At 67.3% G+C, this 14,906-nt stretch carries 13 protein-coding genes; 8 read left to right on the top strand and 5 right to left on the bottom strand.

The window, feature by feature from the left end:
- Positions 1-91: 91 nt before the first annotated feature.
- Together L8G49_RS20065 and L8G49_RS20060 are read right to left on the bottom strand one after the other, a co-directional pair.
- Positions 92-1,036 (bottom strand): glycosyltransferase, encoded by a 945-nt coding sequence (locus L8G49_RS20065; RefSeq protein WP_347272088.1) that lies wholly within the window; start codon positions 1,034-1,036, stop codon positions 92-94.
- A gap of 171 nt (positions 1,037-1,207) precedes the next feature.
- The gene (locus L8G49_RS20060; RefSeq protein ID WP_242140404.1) at positions 1,208-2,299 is read right to left on the bottom strand and encodes a LacI family DNA-binding transcriptional regulator; all 1,092 of its coding nucleotides are present in this window, start codon (positions 2,297-2,299) and stop codon (positions 1,208-1,210) included.
- 383 nt (positions 2,300-2,682) lie between these two features.
- Here L8G49_RS20060 and L8G49_RS20055 point away from each other — a divergent pair, with 383 nt between their 5' ends.
- Both L8G49_RS20055 and L8G49_RS20050 read left to right on the top strand, forming a co-directional pair.
- The gene (locus L8G49_RS20055) at positions 2,683-3,999 is read left to right on the top strand and encodes an MFS transporter (RefSeq protein WP_242140405.1); all 1,317 of its coding nucleotides are present in this window, start codon (positions 2,683-2,685) and stop codon (positions 3,997-3,999) included.
- Positions 4,000-4,042: 43 nt separating this feature from the next.
- Positions 4,043-5,104: a DUF2252 family protein gene (locus L8G49_RS20050; RefSeq protein ID WP_242187695.1), complete on the top strand. Its 1,062-nt coding sequence runs from the start codon at positions 4,043-4,045 to the stop codon at positions 5,102-5,104.
- Positions 5,105-5,145: 41 nt separating this feature from the next.
- On the opposite strand, the gene L8G49_RS20045 is transcribed toward L8G49_RS20050, so the two are convergent.
- Positions 5,146-5,394 carry a hypothetical protein gene (locus L8G49_RS20045; RefSeq protein ID WP_242140407.1) on the bottom strand — a complete coding sequence of 83 codons (249 nt, stop codon included), beginning with the start codon at positions 5,392-5,394 and terminating at the stop codon, positions 5,146-5,148.
- Positions 5,391-6,395, bottom strand: coding sequence for a glycerophosphodiester phosphodiesterase (locus L8G49_RS20040; RefSeq protein WP_242187692.1), 1,005 nt, complete (start codon positions 6,393-6,395; stop codon positions 5,391-5,393). Before L8G49_RS20040 ends, L8G49_RS20045 begins: the two co-directional genes overlap by 4 nt.
- A 165-nt stretch (positions 6,396-6,560) precedes the next feature.
- Between L8G49_RS20040 and L8G49_RS20035 the strand changes: the two genes are divergently transcribed.
- The 6 genes from L8G49_RS20035 to L8G49_RS20010 all read left to right on the top strand — a co-directional run bounded on the left by L8G49_RS20035 (position 6,561) and on the right by L8G49_RS20010 (position 14,117).
- On the top strand, positions 6,561-7,082 hold the full coding sequence (locus tag L8G49_RS20035) for a 2Fe-2S iron-sulfur cluster-binding protein (RefSeq protein ID WP_242187691.1): 522 nt from the start codon (positions 6,561-6,563) through the stop codon (positions 7,080-7,082).
- The gene (locus L8G49_RS20030) at positions 7,079-8,053 is read left to right on the top strand and encodes a xanthine dehydrogenase family protein subunit M (protein WP_242140410.1); all 975 of its coding nucleotides are present in this window, start codon (positions 7,079-7,081) and stop codon (positions 8,051-8,053) included. The genes L8G49_RS20035 and L8G49_RS20030 overlap by 4 nt, the downstream gene beginning before the upstream one ends.
- The gene (locus L8G49_RS20025; protein ID WP_242187689.1) at positions 8,050-10,275 is read left to right on the top strand and encodes a xanthine dehydrogenase family protein molybdopterin-binding subunit; all 2,226 of its coding nucleotides are present in this window, start codon (positions 8,050-8,052) and stop codon (positions 10,273-10,275) included. Before L8G49_RS20030 ends, L8G49_RS20025 begins: the two co-directional genes overlap by 4 nt.
- 26 nt (positions 10,276-10,301) lie before the next feature.
- Positions 10,302-12,509, top strand: coding sequence for a xanthine dehydrogenase family protein molybdopterin-binding subunit (locus L8G49_RS20020; RefSeq protein ID WP_242187688.1), 2,208 nt, complete (start codon positions 10,302-10,304; stop codon positions 12,507-12,509).
- 94 nt (positions 12,510-12,603) lie between these two features.
- A complete protein-coding gene (locus tag L8G49_RS20015) occupies positions 12,604-13,536 on the top strand; it encodes an XdhC family protein (RefSeq protein WP_242187685.1) in 933 nt (310 codons plus the stop codon).
- Positions 13,533-14,117, top strand: a complete 585-nt coding sequence (locus L8G49_RS20010; protein ID WP_242187683.1) for a nucleotidyltransferase family protein — start codon at positions 13,533-13,535, stop codon at positions 14,115-14,117. The genes L8G49_RS20015 and L8G49_RS20010 overlap by 4 nt, the downstream gene beginning before the upstream one ends.
- Positions 14,118-14,160: 43 nt before the next feature.
- On the opposite strand, the gene L8G49_RS20005 is transcribed toward L8G49_RS20010, so the two are convergent.
- Entirely contained in the window at positions 14,161-14,859 is a 699-nt protein-coding gene (locus L8G49_RS20005) for an SDR family oxidoreductase (protein ID WP_242187682.1), read from the bottom strand.
- Positions 14,860-14,906: the final 47 nt, after the last annotated feature.

Genomic DNA, 14,906 nt, shown 5'->3' with positions numbered 1-14,906 from the left:
AAAAGGCCCCGTTCCGGAGGGAACGGGGCCTTTTTTCTTTGGGTCGCAGCCGGGGTGCTGCGGGTACTGCCGGGGGGGGCTGGAGCGTGGACTAGAGCGCGGTCCCGGTCCCGGCTTGCAGCGTCCGCATGTCGGCCTCGACCAGCGAGGTTCCGGAGGTGATCCAGGATCGCACGCGCGCGCGACGAAGCCCGTTGATCCAGTAGACGACGCCCATGCCGGGCCAGACCGGGGGCAGTCCGTCGCCGAGCGCGTTGGCAATCACCCGCAGGAATGCCCGTTCCCGCTTGTCCGCAAGCCGCGCGCGCAGCGGCAGGAATTTCTGCGGCCCGGTGTAATGCCGTAGCGCCGCCTGTTTCCAGAGATCGGTCTGAAAGGTGATCGACTGGACGTTCCAGGTCAGCGGTAGCGGCGTCCACTGGTTTTCGAACGCCTGGTTGAACGCGCATTGGTCCACCAGCTTGCACGCCTCGTTATACGGGCAATAGGATTGGTGGATCTGGCAGTATTTGTCATATTCGGCGCGAAAATGCGCGATGTCGCCGCGCGTCAGGTCGAACAGCATCACCCCCGAATTGAAGTAATATCGGGAAGCGTTGACGGGCGTGAAGGTCGTGGAAAATCCCGTCTCGCCGACTTCCTGGGTCTGCGACAGTTCGAACACCGCCGCGATCGGATTTCCGCGAAAATCGACCTGGGATATTGGCAGGGGCTCGTAGAAAATCGTGTCGGTGTCGGCGTAGAGAACGCGGTCATGCGCGCCGACCAGGCTCTGGATCGCGGTGAACTTCTGGTATGCGGTGCGCGTGAGGTGCTTGGTAACCTGGAAGTTTTTGTCCTGATACGTGTTCTGCGTCAGGCGAATGATCTGGAGCGGACTGCCCAGGCGCTGCGCCAGCCGGAGCAGGCCATCGGTTTCCGCCGGTCCATCCCAACGATCGATGAACAGATACGGGGTGAAAGGTTCCGTCTGGGTCAGAAGCGCCGATGCCATCGCATAACGCGCAAGACAGTATCCCCGTGCGTCAGTCACCATTGCCAGAGCCGAGTGCATTCGGAATTCCCCACGAACCCTGCAACTATGGACCTAAAGATATACGCTAGTCTCGTCAGCCGGAATAACGCATTTTGCGTATGGCAGTATTTCCTTCGGCCAGGATCTGTCTTTTCGGACGCCAAGGAAACCTTCGGCCCGGGCGGCCGGTCGTCAGCCTTCCTTGGACGCCAGCACCACCACGGGCCGGCGGCGTGGCGCCGCATCGGACTGGCGCCGGATCAACGCATAATCGGCGAGGACGTGCGGCTCGGTGATTTCGCTGGAGCGTCCCGCCTTGCCCATGCGGATCGCATGCACGAGCAGTTCGACCGCCATGCGCGACATTTCCACGACCGGTTGGCGGATCGTGGTCAGTTCGGGCCAGATCGTCGTCGCCAGCGCGGTATCGTCGAAGCCGCAGACGGTCAGGTCGCTCGGGACGTCGAGTCCCCGGCGATGCGCGATCGCGACGGTGGCGGCGGCCATGTCGTCGTTCGAGGCGAAGATCGCGGTTGGCGTGTCGGAGAGATCGAGCAGCCGATCGGCCGCGTCGAGCCCCGACCGATAGGTGAACAGCCCTTCGGTCACGAGCGCGGGATCGTCGGGGAGGCGCATGTCGGCCAGGGCGGCGCGATAGCCCTCGAGCCGCTCTGCGCTGGCCGTCTGGTTGGGGTTGCCCGTGATGAAGCCGATTCGCACGTGACCAAGCGCACCGAGGTGTCGCGTCATGTCATAGGCGGCCTGGCGATCGTCGATGCTCACCGACAGCGCCCATTCGGGCGCGCGGCCGGTCGCGACCGCGACGATCGGCACGCCGGCCGCCTCCAGCGCGGCGAGCACGTCGGGCGAATCGCTCAGTGGGGGCGGGAGGACGATCCCGTCGACGCGACCGTTGAGCAGATGCATGACGGCGGCGGCTTCCTGACCGGGCTCATCGCACTTTTCCACGACGAGCTGGACGTTGCTGCGGCTGGCCTGGTCGAGGCTGCCGACCAGGAACGCGCTGAGATAGGCGAAGCTGGGGTTGGAATGGAGCAGCCCGATCCGCATTTCCTCGCCGCCCGCCAGGGTGCGGGCCGCGGCGTTGGGCGCGTAGTTGAGCTCGGCGATGGCGGCTTCGACGCGTTCGCGGGTCTGGTCGCGGACGGTGTGCTTGGCGTTGATGACGCGCGACACGGTCATCGGCGACACCCCGGCCTTGCGCGCGACGTCGGTGATCGTCGGTACGTTGTGCTGGCGCCGGGAGGGTCGGGTTTCCGTCATACGGGTCCTTTCGAGGGCACGACTATGACCCGATCGTTAGGCTCTCGGCAAGTCGGGGTTTCCAGGCGTGTTCGCGGACGGCCCGACCAGGGGCCGATCGATGCTGCGGACCGGCGGGGCGGGGCGCAATGGCGGCCGTCTGGCGCGTCTGGGCGCGGTCCGGGGGCACCCTGACCAGTGCGCCGTTGACAGACCGGCGGCGCTTCGACCATGATAACGCTAACACAACGATGGCATCACAAGCAATGCCACGTCTGCGCACGCAGGGGAGGAATGCCGATGGGTCTTTGCACCAAGGAGAGCGTGGACAGGGTCATCCCTCGACCGCGTGGCGTGGGTGTCGCACCCCCCTGGTTCGCTTTGTCGCAATTCGGCCGGCGCTCTTGAGCGCGCTCGGCGACCAGGTCCCCCGGGCACCGGAAACGGCGGAGCACGCCGTTCCCCGACCGCGCGGGCGAGTCCGCTGGATCATCTGCGCGCTGCTCTTCGCGGCGGTGGTATTGTCATACATCGACCGCCTGGTGCTGGGCGTCCTCAAGCCGGAGCTTTCCAGCCTCTATGGTTGGTCCAACACCGGATACGGCGACATTACCGGTTATTTCCAGGTGTGTTACGGGTTCGGCTTCCTGTTCTTCGGCTGGCTGATCGATCGGATCGGCGCACGGACGGGCTATCTTCTCGCCATGGCGACCTGGACGATCGGGCATCTCGCGCAGGTGCTGGTGACGAGCACGACGGGCTTCGTGATCGCCCGGATCCCGCTCGCGCTAGGGGAAGCGGGTACCTATCCGTCCGCGCTGGCGGCGGTGTCGCAATGGTTCCCCAAGAAGGAGCGCGCGCTCGCGATCGGCATCTTCAATGCCGGTGCCAATGTCGGGGCGGTGGTCACGCCGCTCCTCGTGTCGCTGCTCGTCGTGTCGTTCGCGCTCAACTGGCGGTGGGCGTTCATCGTGACCGGGTCCTTCAATCTGGTGTGGCTCGGCATGTGGTTCTGGCTGTACCGCAAGCCCGCCGACCATCCCCGGCTCACCCGGGAGGAGCGCGCCTGGATCGAAACCGAAGCGGCCGAGGATGTCGGTCGCGCGAGTTTCCGGCGCGTGCTGCGCCACCGCGAAACCTGGGCATATATGGCCGGGCGCTTCCTGATCGATCCGGTGTGGTGGACCTTCCTGTTCTGGCTGCCGGACTTCTTCAGCAAGCAATATGGCTATGACCTCAAGAGCTTCGGCCCGCCGCTGGTGGCCATCTACATCATGGCCGACTTCGGTGCGATTTCGGGCGGCTGGTATTCGTCGCACCTGCTCAAGCGTGGCGTGGCGACCGGTCGCGCGCGCAAGCGGGCGATGTTTGCCTGCGCCCTGTTCGCGTTGCCGGTGATGTTCGCGGTCCAGGCGAGCAACATCTGGATCGCGGTCGGGCTGATCGGGCTGGCGTGCGCGGCGCACCAGGGGTTCTCGACCAACCTGTTCGCGCTGCCCGGCGATCTCTTCCCGCGCTATGCGCAGGGCACGCTCGTCGGGCTGGGCGGATTCGCCGGGGCGGCGGGGGGCTTCATCGCATCCAAGTCGCTCGGGTTGCTGCTCGATACGGTGGGGAGCTACCAGCCGTTCTTCATCGCGTGCGGCCTCGCCTATCTGCTGGCGCTGCTCGTGACCCACCTGCTCAATCCGCGCTACGTGGCGGTGACGATCGCCCCGTGACGGGGAATTGGCCGGGGTGGCGATCGCGGCTATGCGGGATGCCATGAGCCTGGATCATCCCGATATCGTGGCGTCGGTCGCGCGCTATGAATCCGAACTGGCGGCCACGCTCGGTTCGGCGGTGGTGGACGCGGACGTGCAGGAAAAGCATCGCAAGATGCGCAAGACCGCGTTCCAGTTCCTCCGCGCCACCTGCTTCCGCTGGGCGGAGACCGCAGCGTCGCTGTGCCCCTCGCTGATGGCCGCAGCGCCGGTCGGCGCGGTGGTCGATTCGCACGCGGGCAATTTCGGCTTGTGGCGCGATGCGCAGATGCGGCTCGTCTGGGGCGTCAATGATTTCGACGAGGCGGCGCGCGCACCCTGGCCGATGGATCTGGTGCGGCTGGCGGCGAGCCTGGTCCTCGCGCTAGACGATGCGCGGGCGGGCGAGATCGCGGATGCCGTGATCGCCGGATATGCCGACGGCTTGGCGACGCCCCGAGCCTTCGTGCTCGAGCGGGATCACGCATGGTTGCGCGATGCGTTCACCGCATCCGACAAGGCGCGCGAAGCCTATTGGGCAAAGCTCGATGCCGCCTTGCCGGCGCCGTGCAATCCCGCCGCCTTCGACCAGCCGCTGCGCGCGGCGCTGGGTCCGGTCGAGCAGGCGACGATCGCGCCGCGATCGGCCGGGGTCGGCAGTCTCGGCCGGCCGCGCTTCGTCGCGATGGGGCAATGGCGCGGGGGGCCGGTCGCCGCCGAGATCAAGGCGTTGCTGCCGTCGGCCTGGGTCGGGGGGCGCGTGGCCGGGTTGGCCGATCGGCTCGCGCACGGACGGTTCCGCTCGCCTGATCCGACCTTGCGTTATGCCGCGGATCACGTCGTCCGGCGGCTGGGGCCAAACAGCAGCAAGCTCGATTTCGACACGCTTGCCCCGGCGCTCCACACCAACCTGTTTTGCGCCATGGGGCGGGAGCTTGCCGCGATCCACCGCGACTCGAGCGAGGCCGCCCCGATCGCCAGCGAGCTTGCGGCGTTCCCGGCGGGCTGGCTCAAGCGCGCCGCCAAGACCGTCGCGGCCGCGACCGAGGCGGATTGGGACGAGTTCCGACGCGGCGCCGGCTGACGTTCGGCCGTCCTGCGGTGTCGGCCGGAGGCTCGCGATCGTCAGCAGTCCTGGCGGTGTTGCTCCCGGCATTCCTTCTGCGCGCGCTTGCGCTCGCGGCCTTCGCGTTCTTCCTGCTTGCGCATCTTGCGGCCATAGTTGCGGTCGGATTCGGACTGGCTGGTCGTCGTCCAGTCGACGGTCTTGCCGACCGCCCGGACGGGAAAGGTCACGACACTGGCCGCTGTCCGGATGCAGCCCCCCGCCAGCAACGGAAGCATCGCGGCAGCGACAAGGGGCAGAAACTTCATCGGTTTTCCTTCACGGCGTTGCGCGTCTGTACGCCAATTCCAGGGAAATCGGTGAAGAAACCGTCGATGCCAAGGGCGAGATAGCGGCGCATCGCCGCTTCGATCCTGCCGTGCGCCGCGGGATCGGTGCCGACCTGCAGGCTTTTCGGCAGGAATGTGTTCTCCGCGCGGAACGTCCAGGGATGCAGCCGCAGCCCGACGGCATGCGCGTCCGCCACCAGCGTGCTGGGCGCTGCATCGCCATTCTGGATCATGCCGAGACCCGGCCCGATGCCATAGGCATAGCCGGCGATCGCCTTGAGGCCGGCGGGCGTCGCCATCGCGGCGTAGCTCGGCGCGGCATGGTCGGCGGGGCCGCCGCTTGCGTCCATCAGCTGGATCAGGCGCAGCCCGGTCATGCCGTGAATGCGCTTGAGATTGTCGACTTCGAACGACTGGATGAACACGGGATCGCTCGGCCTGCTCCAACCGGCGGCCTTCAGCTGCGCGACGAGCAGCGCGTCCATCGGATGCCCGATGCTCGCGAAGTAGCTCGGATGCTTGGTCTCGGGATAGATGCCGACGACGCGCCCGCCGACCGAATGGCGTTTGGCGAGCGTGATGACCTCGGCGAGCGTCGGAACCTCGAACTGGCCGTCATATCTGGCGTTGTCGGGCCGCAGCTTGGGCAGCCGCTCGATCGCGCGGAGCGTTTTCAGCTCGGCCAGCGTGAAATCCTCGGTGAACCACCCGGTGTGGCTCTCGCCATCGATCATTTTGGTGGTGCGGCGGGCCGCGAATTCGGGATGGCTCGCGACGTTGGTCGTGCCGGTGATGTCATTCTCATGGCGCGCGACGAAGACATTGTCCTTGGTCAGCACCAGGTCTGGCTCGATGAAGTCGGCGCCCTGTTCGATCGCAAGCGTATAGGAAGCAAGGGTATGTTCCGGGCGCAAGCCACTGGCGCCGCGATGCGCGATGACGATCGGCGGGGAGAGCGGATGCGATGCGGGCGTGGCCATCGGCGCACTTTGCGCCATCGCCGGGGGTCCGGCTACCAGCGACAGCACGGCCAGATACAGAAAGCTTGATCGAAGGCTGTACGAAAAAGGACGTAGACCGCCGGTATGATCGGAAACCATTCGGTTCATGTTCGTTAACCCGTGCTGAAAGGGAGGCCATACCCCATGCAATTCACCATCAACGGCGAAACCCACGAGGTCGAGCCCGATATCCGCGCGTCGCTGCTCGACGTACTGCGTGAACACGTCGGTCTGACCGGCACCAAGAAGGGGTGCGACCACGGCCAGTGCGGTGCGTGCACCGTTCTCGTCAACGGGCGCCGGATCAATTCATGTCTCACGCTGGCAGTCATGCATCAGGATGATGACATTCTGACGATCGAAGGCCTTGGCAGCGCGGACAATCTGCATCCGATGCAGGCGGCGTTCGTCAAGCATGACGGCTATCAGTGCGGCTATTGCACCCCCGGGCAGATCTGCTCGGCGGTCGGCATGCTCGACGAGGTCAAGAAGGGCTGGCCCAGCCACGTCTCCGACAAGCTCGACAACGTGTCGCTGAACAACGACGAGATTTCGGAGCGGATGAGCGGCAATCTTTGCCGGTGCTCGGCCTATCCCAACATCGTCGACGCAATTTCCGAAGTGTCCGGGCTCACCCCCGCCAAGAAAGAGGCAGCGGACGCATGAAGACCTTCGCCTATAGCCGGGCCGAGAGCCCCGAAGCCGCCGTCGCCGCGGGCGGACGCTTCATCGCGGGCGGGACCAACCTGCTCGACCTGATGAAGCTGCAGATCGAGACGCCGGAATCGCTGGTCGACATCAGTCGCCTCGACCTTGCGAAGATCGAGGAGCGCGAGGATGGCGGTCTGACGATCGGCGCGCTCGTTCCGAACAGCGACCTGGCCGCCGACCCGCGCGTGATCGAGGGCTATGCCGTGCTCAGCCGGGCGTTGCTCGCGGGCGCGTCGGGACAGCTGCGCAACAAGGCGTCGACCGGGGGCAATCTGCTCCAGCGGACGCGCTGCTATTATTTCTACGACACGGCGACTGCGTGCAACAAGCGCGAGCCGGGCACCGGCTGTTCGGCGATCGGCGGGTTCAACCGGATCCTCGCGGTGCTGGGCACCAGCGAGCATTGCATCGCGACTCATCCGAGCGACATGGCGGTTGCCATGCAGGCGCTCGATGCGACGATCGTGACGCTCAAGGCCGACGGGGACCGTCGCCGCATCGCGATCGGCGAATTCTATCGGCTTCCCGGCGACACGCCCGAGATCGAGAATGTCCTCGAACCGGGAGAACTGATCACTCACGTCGAGCTGCCCGCGCCGCCCAAGGGCGCGCAGCTGTACCGCAAGGTCCGCGACCGGGCGTCCTATGCCTTTGCGCTCGTGTCGGTCGCCGGGATCGTCTCGGTCGAGGACGGCAAGATCGCATCGGCCGCACTGGCGTTCGGCGGGCTTGGCCCGATGCCGTGGCGTAATCCGGCGGTCGAGGCGGCGCTCGTTGGCCAGGCGCCGAGCGACGCCGTGTTCGGGGTAGCGGCAGATGCGCTGCTCAAGGACGCCAAGGGTTATGGCTCGAACGATTTCAAGATTCCGCTCGCGCGCCGCACGCTGATCGCGAGCCTGCGCGAGCTGACGGGAGTTTCCGCATGAGTAGCACCAACGCACTGACGATGGACAAGCCGGTCCCCAACAGCCTGCTCGACACGAGCACGCAGGGGATCATCGGCAAGCCGCTCGATCGCAAGGAAGGCCCGCTCAAGGTTTCGGGCGCCGCGACCTATGCGGCCGAGTATCAGATCGAGAACCTCGCCTACGGCGTGCTGGTCGGTGCGCCGTTCGGCAAGGGCAAGATCACGGGCGTCGATGCCGAGGTCGCGCGCGCGCTGCCGGGCGTGATCGACGTCGTGACCGACTTCGAGAAGTTCCTCGCGACATCGGCACAGGGTCTTGCGGCAAAGGCACCGCAGGGCGTCGAGAGCGTCCAGTATTTCGGCGAACTCGTCGCGATCGTGCTGGCCGAGAGCTTCGAAGCGGCGCGTGACGCGGCACAGCAGGTTGTCATCACGTTCGACGCAGCGGACGATGGCCGGTTCGACTTCGAGGCGCTGAAGGGGGACGCCGAGAAGCCGGCCGATGGCGATATTCCGGCGCATTTCTCGCAAGGTAATCTCGACAAGGCGATGGCGGACGCCGCGGTCACGATCGACGCGACTTTCACCACCCCGAGCCAGAACAGCGCGGCCATGGAGCCGCATGCCAGTATCGCGACCTGGGACGACACGGGTATGCTGACCCTCCATGGGTCGTACCAGATCCCCGGAAATGATGCGGAGCAGCTCGCCAAGGCGCTCGGGGTCAGCAAGTCCAAGGTCCGGATCGTCGCGCGCTATATCGGCGGCGGCTTCGGGTCGAAGCTCGGGATCGCGCCGGAGTCGGTCGCGGCGGCGCTGGCAGCCAAGGCGCTCGGACGTCCGGTCAAGGCGGTGATGGCGCGCCAGCAGGTGTTCGAGGCGACCGTGCGTCGCTCGAATACCGAGCAGCGGATCCGGTTGGGTGCCGATGCGAATGGCAAGCTGACCGCGCTCGGCCACGACACCATCGCCTCGAACCTGCCCGACGACGATTATTTCGAACCGACCGGGCAGGCGACGCACTTCCTGTACGCAGCCGAGAATCGCGAGATCAATCACGACCTCGTTCGGCTCGACTGGCTCGTCTCCGGTTCGATGCGCGCCCCCGGCGAAGCGGTCGGCATGCTCGCGCTCGAGGGCGCGATGGATGAGCTCGCGGAGAAACTGGGGCTCGACCCGATCGAGTTCCGCAAGCGCAACGAGCCCGAGACGGATCCGGAAACGCAGGTTCCGCATTCGTCGCGCGAGCTGGTGCGGTGCATGGACGTCGGCGCGGCGAGCTTCGGCTGGGACAAGCGGAACGCAACGCCGGGTACGCGGCGCGAAGGCGAGTGGCTGGTCGGCATGGGCATGGCTGCGGCGGTGCGCGGCAACATGCTGCTGCCGTCCGAGGCGCGCGTCACGCTGTCGGCAACCGGCCGCGCGACGGTCGAGACCGACATGACCGACATCGGCACGGGGTCGTACACGATCCTCGGGCAGATCGCGGGCGAAGTCCTCGGGCTGCCGCTCGATCACGTCGACGTCGAACTCGGCGACACGAACTTCCCGACCGCAGCCGGCTCCGGCGGGTCGTTCGGCGCAGGATCGAGCGGGACCTCGGTCTATCTCGCGGCGGAAGCGATCCGCGAGAAGCTCGCCAAGGCCATGGGCGTCGATGCGGACGCAATGACGCTCAAGGATGGCTACGCGATCGCCGACAACCGCCGCGTTCCGCTGGCGGAACTGGCGGGCGAGGGAATCGTCGCGACCGGTTCGATCAAGCCTGGCAAGCAGGAGAAGGAAACGCGCCAGTCGTCCTACGGCGCGCATTTCGCCGAAGTCGGGGTCAATGCAGTGACGGGCGAAGTCCGCGTGCGCCGCATGCTCGGCGTGTTCGCGGCCGGGCGGATCCTCAATGCCAAGACGGCACGGTCGCAGTGCCTCGGCGGCATGACGTTCGGCATCGGCACGGCGCTGACCGAGGATCTGATCCATGATCCGCGCAACGGCAAATTGGTGAACCGCGACCTCGCGGAATACCATGTGCCGGTGAACGCCGACGTCCCGCAGCTCGAGGTCGAGTTCCTCGAGGAGCGCGACATCCATGCCAACCCGATGCACGCCAAGGGCATCGGCGAGCTGGGGATCTCGGGTGCGGGGGCAGCGATCGCGAATGCCGTGTACAACGCCACTGGCATCCGGGTCCGCGACTACCCACTTACGCTCGATAAGATCTTGGACGGCCTGCCCGAACTGTAAGGGCAGGCCCGCGCGCGGGGAACATCATGGCCGATTTCAAAATGGACGCCGACCACCCCGGCCTCGCGCTGGAACGCGGCGTCCAGGGAGTGCTCGGCGCCGGGCTCGACCGGAGCGAAGGGGCGCTCAAGGTCAGCGGTGCTGCCCGCTACGGCTATGAACATCCGGTCGCGGGGGAGGTGGCCTACGGCTATCTGATCACCGCACCGGCCGCCAAGGGGCGGATTACCGGCTTCGATACCGACGTCGCGCGCAGCCTGCCGGGGGTGATCGACGTCATCGTCGACGATTCCCGCATTCCCCGCCAGGCGGCGGCCTTCTCGCCGGCGCATGCCGGGAACGATGCGATCGATCATTGGGACCAGGTCGTCGGCGTCGCGGTCGCGACCAGTTTCGAGGCGGCGCGCGACGCGGCGAAGTCCGTGACGATGACGATCCAGCCCGAGACGGGCCGGTTCGACACGATGGAAAACATCGCGAGCGCGAGCGGCCCGCCCAAGGACTCGCGCCTGCAGGACATCGCCAAGGGCGACATCGACGCCGCGATGGCGGCGGCGGCGGTGACGATCGACCAGGTCTATACCACGCCCAACCAGGTCCACGCCGCGATGGAACCGCATGCGTCGGTCGCGGTGTGGGAGGGCGACAAACTCACGCTCCATTCCAGTCTGCAGATCCTTCATGCGGCCAAGGGCATTCTGGCCAAGGCCGTCGGGATAGACGCCGACAAGGTCAGGATCTTCTCGCCTTATATCGGCGGCGGGTTCGGCGGGAAATTGCTCGGGCCGGAAGCCGTGCTCGCGGCGATCGCCGCGCAGAAGATCGGCCGTCCGGTCAAGATCGCGATGGCGCGCGCGCAGTTGTTCCACAACATCTACCGTCGCACCGATACGCACCAGCGGATCCGGCTGGCGTGCGACGCAAAGGGGAAGCTGACCGCGCTCGCGCACGACAGCGTCGTGAGCCAGGGGCCGGACGGTGGCTTCATGGAGCCGGTCGCGCTCGGCTCGATCGCCTTGTACGATGCGCCGGTCCGGCATTTCTCGCACAAGATCGTGACGCTCGACATGGTGCAGGCGGGCGCGGTGCGCGCACCGGGCGAGGCGGTCGGCATGCTCGCGCTCGAAACCGCGATCGACGAAATGGCCGAGGCGCTGGGACGCGACCCGATCGATTTCCGCAAGCTCAACGAACCGCCGGTCGACCCGATGACGGGCGCGCCCTTCTCGACGCGGGCGCTGGTCGAATGCCTCGACAAGGGAGCTGAACGCTTTGGCTGGGCCAAGCGCGGTGCGCGCCCCGGTCAGGTGCGGGAGGGCGAGTGGCTGATCGGCATGGGGGTGGCCGCGGCGGTGCGGATCAACCTGCTGGTCGATTCGCAGGCGCGGGTCACGCTGTCACCGGACGGTCGTGCGCGGGTCGAGACCGACATGACCGACATCGGCACCGGCAGCTACACGATCCTGGGCCAGATCGCGGGCGAGGTTCTCGGGCTGCCGATGGAGTGCGTCGACGTGATCCTCGGGGATACCGATCTTCCGCCAGGCGCAGGCTCGGGCGGGTCGTTCGGTGCGGCGAGCGCGGGGTCGTCGGTCGCGCTGGCGTGCGAGGACATCGTCGCCACGCTGGCCGAGCGGATGCAGGCGGACGCCAAGGACATGACGCTCAAGGACGGGCACGCGATCGCGGGCAACCGCCGCGTGCCGCTGGCCGAACTGGTCGGGAGCGATCCGCTGGTCGCGCTCGGCAAGATCAGCCAGGGGAGCAACGCCAAGACCTTCAGCCAGGCCGCGCATGGCGCGCAATTCGCAGAGGTCGCGGTCAACAGCGTGACGGGCGAAGTCCGCGTGCGCCGGATGCTCGGTGTTTTCGAGGCGGGGCGGATCCTCAACGCGAAGCTCGCACGCAGCCAGGCGATCGGCGGGATGATCTGGGGGATCGGCTATGCGCTGATGGAGGATGCGGTGCTCGACCAGCGGCACGGCGCATTCGTCAATCACGACCTGGGCGAATATCACGTGCCGAGCCATGCCGACGTTCCGCCGCTCGATGTATTGTTCGTCGAGCATATCGACCGGCATGCCAATCCGATCGGCGTGAAGGGACTGGGCGAACTGTCGATCTCGGGCGCGGGCGCCGCGGTGACGAACGCGATCTACAATGCGTGCGGCGTGCGCGTGCGCGACTTCCCGCTGACGCTGGACAAGGTGTTGGCCGGGTTGCCGGATATGTGATTGCGTGGGGAGAGGGTGGTGCGAGAGCGGTGACGGTCGGTTTGCGGCATGCCCCTCTCCCCGGCCCTCTCCCGCAGGCGGGAGAGGGAGTAAGATGGCTGACAACGATTCCGTCCTGAACGCGGCGACCCAGTGGAAGGGCGCGCCGCTTGCGCTCGCCACCGTGGTGTCGACCTGGGGCTCGGCACCGCGACCGCGCGGGAGCCATATGCTCGTCCATGCCGATGGCCGGTTCGAGGGATCGGTCTCGGGGGGGTGCGTCGAGAGCGACATCCTCGCGACCGCCGCCGAGGTGATCGCGGGCGCGCCGTTCCAGCTCAAGAACTACGGCATCGCGGATGCCGCCGCCTGGGAAGTCGGGCTGCCGTGCGGGGGCGAGATTTCCGTGCTGGTCCAGCCGGTCTCGGCGGAAGGCTTCGACCCCGAACTGTTCGACCGCATCGCCGAGGCGCGCGATGGCGGCAAGGGGCTGGCGGTCACCACTGACCTGGCCTCGGGCCAGAGCTCGCTGCGCCCGCAGGAGGGGGCGGCGTTCGTCAATCGCTACGATCCGCCGCGGCGGCTGCTGATCGTCGGCGCGGTGCAGATCGCGCAGGCGCTGGCCGGCCTTGCACGCGAACTGGGCATCGCGACCACGGTGATCGACCCGCGCGCGCGTTTCCTGACCGAGGAACGCTTTCCCGGCGTCACGCTCGACGATCGCTGGCCGGACGAAGCGGTCGAGGCGCTCGATCCCGGTCCCTCGAGCGCGGTCGTGACGCTCAGCCACGATACCAAGATCGACGACCCCGCGCTCATCGCCGCGCTGTCGCGGCCGACCGCGTACGTCGGTGCGCTCGGCTCGCGCCGCAGCCATGCCGCACGGCGCGAGCGGCTCGCCGCGGCCGGCATTTCGGAAGCGGACCTCGACCGGATCGACGCACCGGTCGGGCTCGACATCGGCGCGGTCGGGCCGGCGGAGATCGCCCTGTCGATCGCCGCCGCGATGGTCGGTGCGTTCAACGCCGGTGAACGGAAAAAGGGATGAAACCGATCATCCCCGCCGAGGAATGCGTCCTGATCCTGCTCGCCGCCGGCCGCTCCGAGCGGTTCGGCGATACCGACAAGCTGCAACAGGAGTATCTGGGGCAGCCCCTCGCGTTCCATGTCGTCACCGCCTTGGAAAGCGTGCCGTTCAAGGCGCGGATCGCGGTCTGCTCGGGGTCGGAACTCGATTTCGGGAGCCGCGGCTATCGGGTGATCCACAATGACAATCCGGGCGACGGCATGTCCGGGTCCGTCAAGCTCGGCGTGGCCGCGGCGCGGGAGATCGGGTGTGCGGCGGTCGTGGTCGCGCTGGCCGACATGCCGCGCGTGACCGCGACGCACATCTACCGCCTGCTGGACGCGACGCACGGCCCGGATGCGGTGGTCGCCTCCAGCAACGGCGTCCACCCGACGCCCCCCGCAGTGTTCGGCGCGGATCAGTTCGAGGCGTTGCTGACGCTGGAGGGCGACGAAGGCGCGCGGGCGATGGTGCGCGCGGGACGGCACGTCATCGCACCTGAATCCGAGCTGCTGGACGTCGACCGGCCCGAGGATCTGGAGCGGCTGCGAACGTTGCGGTGACTTTGCCGCAGGGTGCTACCCCGGCCCGTCGCCGGGGGAACCCTCAGCGGACGTAACTCGCGCCGTTCACGTCGAGCACCGCGCCGGTCATCGACGCTGGCGCCTCGAGTGCGAGGAAACGCGCGACGTCGGCGACTTCCTCGGGGGCCGCGACCCGGCCGAGCGGAATGTCGGCGAGCAACGCGTCACCGCCGCGGCTCGACAGATAGTCCTCCGCCATCCCCGTCATCGTGAACCCGGGGCACACGGCGAACGCCAGGATGCCGTCGCGGGCATAGCCGCGCGCGATGCTCTTGGTCATCGCGACCATTCCCGCCTTGGACGCGGCATAGTGCCAGTGCGCGGGCGAATCGCCACGATAGGCCGCGCGACTCGCGATGTTGACGATCCGGCCGCCGACGCCGCGCGCCTGCCAGTGCAGCACCGCCAGCCGGCACAGTTCGGCCGACGCGGTCAGGTTGATCCGCATCGTCCGCTCCCATTCGGCGACCCATTCGGCATCGGTACGCTCGATCGGGTTGGCGTCGAACACGCCCGCGTTGTTGATCAGCACGTCGACCTTGCCGCCCAGCCGGTCCAGTGCGGCATCCCACAGCGCGCGGGGGGCGGCCGGGTCCGCAAAGTTGGCGGGGATGCCGCTGCGCGTCCCGTGCCCGACAAGCGCGATGCCCGGGCGATCCAGCGTTGCGGCAATGGCGGCACCGATCCCGCGCGACGATCCGGTGAGGAGGATGTTGGTCATGCGCCCGCCTTACCGGGCGACGGCGCGCGGACCAACCCCTTGCCCCG

This window comes from Sphingomonas sp. CARO-RG-8B-R24-01 (genome assembly GCF_022662295.1).
Lineage (GTDB): Bacteria > Pseudomonadota > Alphaproteobacteria > Sphingomonadales > Sphingomonadaceae > Sphingomonas.
The sequence above is the reverse complement of the archived record's forward strand: the minus strand, read 5'-3'. Positions and strand labels throughout refer to the sequence as shown.

What these genes read in the sequence shown, in the direction of transcription:
- L8G49_RS20065 (WP_347272088.1), bottom strand. Translation starts at nt 1,036, where the DNA reads ATGGTGACTGACGCACGGGGATACTGTCTTGCGCGTTATGCGATGGCA.
- L8G49_RS20060 (WP_242140404.1), bottom strand. Translation starts at nt 2,299, where the DNA reads ATGACGGAAACCCGACCCTCCCGGCGCCAGCACAACGTACCGACGATC.
- L8G49_RS20050 (WP_242187695.1), top strand. Translation starts at nt 4,043, where the DNA reads ATGAGCCTGGATCATCCCGATATCGTGGCGTCGGTCGCGCGCTATGAA.
- L8G49_RS20045 (WP_242140407.1), bottom strand. Translation starts at nt 5,394, where the DNA reads ATGAAGTTTCTGCCCCTTGTCGCTGCCGCGATGCTTCCGTTGCTGGCG.
- L8G49_RS20040 (WP_242187692.1), bottom strand. Translation starts at nt 6,395, where the DNA reads ATGGCCACGCCCGCATCGCATCCGCTCTCCCCGCCGATCGTCATCGCG.
- L8G49_RS20035 (WP_242187691.1), top strand. Translation starts at nt 6,561, where the DNA reads ATGCAATTCACCATCAACGGCGAAACCCACGAGGTCGAGCCCGATATC.
- L8G49_RS20030 (WP_242140410.1), top strand. Translation starts at nt 7,079, where the DNA reads ATGAAGACCTTCGCCTATAGCCGGGCCGAGAGCCCCGAAGCCGCCGTC.
- L8G49_RS20025 (WP_242187689.1), top strand. Translation starts at nt 8,050, where the DNA reads ATGAGTAGCACCAACGCACTGACGATGGACAAGCCGGTCCCCAACAGC.
- L8G49_RS20020 (WP_242187688.1), top strand. Translation starts at nt 10,302, where the DNA reads ATGGCCGATTTCAAAATGGACGCCGACCACCCCGGCCTCGCGCTGGAA.
- L8G49_RS20015 (WP_242187685.1), top strand. Translation starts at nt 12,604, where the DNA reads ATGGCTGACAACGATTCCGTCCTGAACGCGGCGACCCAGTGGAAGGGC.
- L8G49_RS20010 (WP_242187683.1), top strand. Translation starts at nt 13,533, where the DNA reads ATGAAACCGATCATCCCCGCCGAGGAATGCGTCCTGATCCTGCTCGCC.
- L8G49_RS20005 (WP_242187682.1), bottom strand. Translation starts at nt 14,859, where the DNA reads ATGACCAACATCCTCCTCACCGGATCGTCGCGCGGGATCGGTGCCGCC.